The 4,866-nt window shown below is 51.7% G+C and carries 1 protein-coding gene; it reads left to right on the top strand.

Annotation, left to right across the window (positions count from 1 at the left end):
• A partial coding sequence (locus H579_RS29365) for a DUF4347 domain-containing protein (RefSeq protein ID WP_036567414.1) occupies positions 1-4,866 on the top strand: 4,866 nt, incomplete at both ends.

A 4,866-nucleotide genomic window follows, 5' to 3' on the forward strand; every position in this document is an offset into this window, starting at 1 on the left:
ACTGATCGCCGGTTTACGGCCCGATATCCCCGTAATTATCCTACCCGAGTCAGGCAACGGCTTAGACAATATAGCTAATGCTCTGGCACAGTATACAGATCTTACAGCGGTTCATTTGGTATCCCACGGCACACAAGGACAGCTCTTATTAGGTGATAAGCCTATTAATCAGGCTGTGTTGAGCCAGGAAACAGATACCCTGAGTACCATTGCCAATAGCTTTGCCCCAGGGGCAGATCTATTACTTTATGGCTGTAGTGTCGCTGCCGGTGAGCAGGGAGAAGCTTTTGTTCAAACGCTGTCAGATAGCCTTGGCGGAGTGGATATTGCCGCATCGTCCGATAAAACCGGCCCTTTAAGCTTAGGGGGGGACTGGGATCTTGAGTTTCAGGACGGCGAGATCGAAAGTGTTCTGCCATTTACGGTCCAAGGCATGCAAGATATTGATCATTGCCTAGGTTGTGACGGTGGTTTTACAACCTCAGGTAGTAGAACACTACCATGTGACGACGATAATAATAGCGGCAGTAGCGGTGGTAGTAGCGGTGGATCAACAAATAATTCCCCCGTTTTTGAAGGCAATTTATCTGACTCAGTAGAAACTGTGTCCCTTTCAGAAAATGCGGTTAACAGCAGCAGTGTTTTCAATGTCAATGCTAATAATGGCGACAGTGGTTCAACAGATACGGGGCTTACCTATTCGATCACTGCAGGGAATACTGATGCTGATAAGGATGGTAATACCCCATTTGCCATTGATGCCAGCACAGGTGTAATTACCGTTAATGACACCGGCGACTTAGATTATGAAAGCGGTACAACCAGTTACACATTAACTGTTCAGGCCAATGATGGTGGCAGCTCTAACAATTTAAGCACTGCTACAGTAACAGTGAACCTAACAAATGATGGTACGGGTGCAACTTACCGTTTTGAAGATGCCACAACTAACGCTACGAGTTTTTCATTGTCGTCTCAAACGTTTGCCCTAACTGGAAGTATGAAGGCTCAAGTCACCACTAACTATGGCTCTAATCTTGCTGGAGAAACCGGTAACTCTAACGCTTACTTTGATAATATTGGTTCACCAGCTACAGAATCAAATATTGGAGGAATCTCTGCCCCATCGGGTTACACTTTCAGAGCATTAATGTTCGACATTTGGCCTTCCAGTGATAGCGGGGGACAGGTTTTAGTGGCAGGCCAGTCAATTACTCTTGTCGGCAAATTGAATGGCACACAGGTTGCTTCTGCAACGGTGACATCATTTAGCTACGGTCAAAACCCTGTAGCACAAGGCGGTGCTTGGCAGCGTATTGATCTTACGGATACCAACTTTGCCACAACAGACATTGATACTGTTGAATTTGTCACAACAGGAACTCAAAATTACATTGCTGTTGACAACTTTGTTTATGATAACTTACAAATTTCAAACAGTGCCCCCACCGTCACGGGCGCTCCTTCTGATCTCACCACATTAACCGAGGACACTCAGGGTAATATTGATCTATCAGCCGTTACCTTTGCCGATGGCGATGGTGATGCGCTAACGGTTACTCTGACAGCCTCTGCTGGTACGTTTACTGCACCTGCCGATGGCGCCGCTGTTGGATCGGGCGTTACCGAAACCAAAGTCAGCGATACTGAGATTACGCTGGTCGGTTCTGCTGCGGATATTAATACCTATCTGGGTACCGCCTCTAATATCCAATATACCGGTGCTGCAAATGCCAGCGGCGATAACGCGGCTACGATTACGATTGCTGCCAGTGATGGTAACGGCGGCAGTTTAGCCAGCGATCCGGTGGTCAATCTGGATATTACCGCCGTTAACGATGCCCCGGTGCTGGATAATTCCGGTTCACCCACATTAACCGCCATTGATGAAGACCCTACCACCAATACCGGCACCTTGGTGTCTGATATTTTGGGGGCCGCATTAACCGATGTGGATTCTGGCGCGTCGGAAGGTATCGCGGTAACAGCGGTGGATAACACCAACGGCACCTGGCAGTACTCGACCGATGGCACCAACTGGTCGGATGTGGGAACTGTCTCTGACAGCAGCGCTCTGCTGTTAGCCGCAGACGATAAACTGCATTTTGTGCCCAATGCTGATTACAACGGCAGTGCGACGGTGACCTATCGTGGCTGGGATCAGGCTTCAGGTACGGCGGGGAATAAAGTAGATGCCAGCACCAATGGCGATGCCACGGCGTTCTCAACAGCATCAGAAACCGCCAGTATTACGGTTAATGCCGTAAACGATGCCCCGATCCTATCCGGTGGCCCTTATGCCTTTACCGCCACCGATGAAGATACCACCTCTACCGGTGTGCAGATTTCGACCCTGTTAGACGGTGTCACCGCTGCGGATGTGGATGGTGATACTCTGGGAGCAGCCATCAGCGCCCAGACAGGTAACGGCACTTGGCAGTATTCCACCAACTCGTCTAATGGCAGTGACGGCAGCTGGACTGATTTTGGCTCCGTCGACAGTGCAAATTCCTTACAGTTAAGCAGCAGCACCTATGTGCGTTATAACCCAGATGGTGAAAACGGCGAAACTGCCAGCCTGACCCTTCGTGCTTGGGATGGTACAAGTGGCAGTGCTTCAACCTCCCTTTCTCTAAGCTTTAACTTCTCAGGCTCCACTTCAGGCTCCACTTCAGGCCCAAGTAAAACCGATACCAGTACTAACGGTGATGCTACCGCTTTCTCAACGGGTACCATTACTGCGAATCTAACGGTCAACCCGGTGAACGATGCCCCCACAGGTACCGATAAAACCCTGACCGCGCAGAAAAACAGCGCGCTGACGATTCAGGTCGCGGATGCCGGTTTTAGCGATATCGATACCGGCGATGCCCTGGAACAGATCACCCTCAGCGCCGCCCCTGCGCTTGGTACTTTATGGGTCGATACCGATAATGACGGTACGGTAAACGGTAGTGAAGCCGCGTTGAGTACCAGCGATACCGTAACCGCGACTGATATCAGCGCTGGTTTATTAAAATACCGCCCTGCAACAGATGGGGTAGGTTCTGCCTATACCACCATCGGCTTTACGGTCAACGACGGTGATGCTAATGCAGCCAGCGCTAATACCTGGACGCTGGATGTGGTATCCGCCCCTGAGATCGATCTGAACGGGGCCGCAAGCGGTAATAACGCCACCGCGACCTATACCGAAAACGACGCCGATACCCCGGTGACACTGGTAGATGCTGCCGCCAGCATTACTGATGATGGCGCCAATCTGAACAGCATGAGCATTCAGATTAGTGCCGGCGCGCAAACCGGCGATGTGATAAAGCTTGGCAGTCATGCTGATAACGCAACGGTGAACGGCATCACGATTAGCTATACCTCGGATAGTGCAATCAGCCTATCCGGTAGCGCGACCAAGGCAGAGTATCTGGCGCTGTTAAAAGAGCTGACCTTTGCCCAGACAGGGGATAACGTTGGTGGGGCGGATCGGACGGTCAGCGTGACCGCCGCCGATGCTAATGATCAGACCGGGCTGGCCTCCACCGTCACCGTCACCGCCACCGGCGTCAATGATGCGCCTACCGTGGCCACTAATGTCGGTATCACACTGGATGAAGCCGCAACAGCCACTATCGCCAATACGGATCTGAACGCCACCGACCCAGATGATAGCGCAACCGGTCTGACCTATACCGTCTCCACCGCCACCACAAACGGCACCTTCTGGCTGGATGCCAATAACAACAGCACCCAAGATGATGGCGAAGCTCTGGCGCTGAACGGTACCTTTACTCAGGACGATATCGACAACAGCCGCCTGAAATACACCCACGATGGCGGTGAAACCACCAGTGATACCTTGGGCTTTAGCCTAGTCGATGGCGGGGAAGATAGTGTTTCCCCAGTTTCTGGGCAGAGTTTTGCTATCACCGTTACTCCGCAAAACGATGCACCGACCATCAGCGAGCTGTCCGGTAACAGCCTGGCTTATCTGATAGGTTCGGACGCCTTAGTCATTGATCAGGGCACGGCATTCAGCGTCACCGACCCAGATTCCACCAATTTTAATACAGGCACTTTAACTGTTAGTATCACCAACAATGGCGTGAGCGATGAGGATAAGCTTTCGATCAGAAACCAAGGCACAGAAGCGGGTCAGATCGGTGTCGACGGTGCCGATGTGACCTATGGTGGTACCTGGATCGGCACCCTCGGTTCTCTGAACGATGGTATCAACGGCAATGCATTGACCATTAGCTTTAATACCGACGCCACGACTGCCGCAATATCAGCATTGCTGAACAATATCACCTATGAAAATCTCGATAGCACAACAGCCACTGAAAACACCCGCAGGGTGAGCTTTGTGCTGACCGATGGTGATGGTGGGACTTCTGCTGATATTGATACCAGTGTGGTGGTCTCCCGCAATGCCGCGCCAGTGATTACCAGCAACAACGGCGGTGACACTGCAGCAATTAATGTTGCGGAAAACAGTACCACGGTCACCACGGTAACTGCCACTGATGCTGAGGATGATACTCTTGCTTTTAGCATTAGCGGTGGAGCAGACAACACCCTGTTTAGTATCGATGCTAATAGCGGGGCGCTGACATTCAAAGCTGCCCCGGATTATGAAAATCCGCAGGATCAGGGGGATACCGCCGGTAATAACACCTATGTGGTGGAGGTACAGGCCGATGACAGTAACGGTGGTACGGATACTCAGACACTGACCGTCACGGTGACGGATGTGAATGAAACACCGCCCTCAACAGGTGGCGGTGGAGGTGGCGGCGGTACACCGACGCCAACCCCGGAGCCAGAACCAGAACCAGAGCCAGAGCCAGAGCCAGAGCCAGAGCCAGAGCC

Source organism: Oceanospirillum beijerinckii DSM 7166, from assembly GCF_000422425.1.
In the GTDB taxonomy this organism is placed as follows: Bacteria; Pseudomonadota; Gammaproteobacteria; order Pseudomonadales; family Halomonadaceae; genus Oceanospirillum; species Oceanospirillum beijerinckii.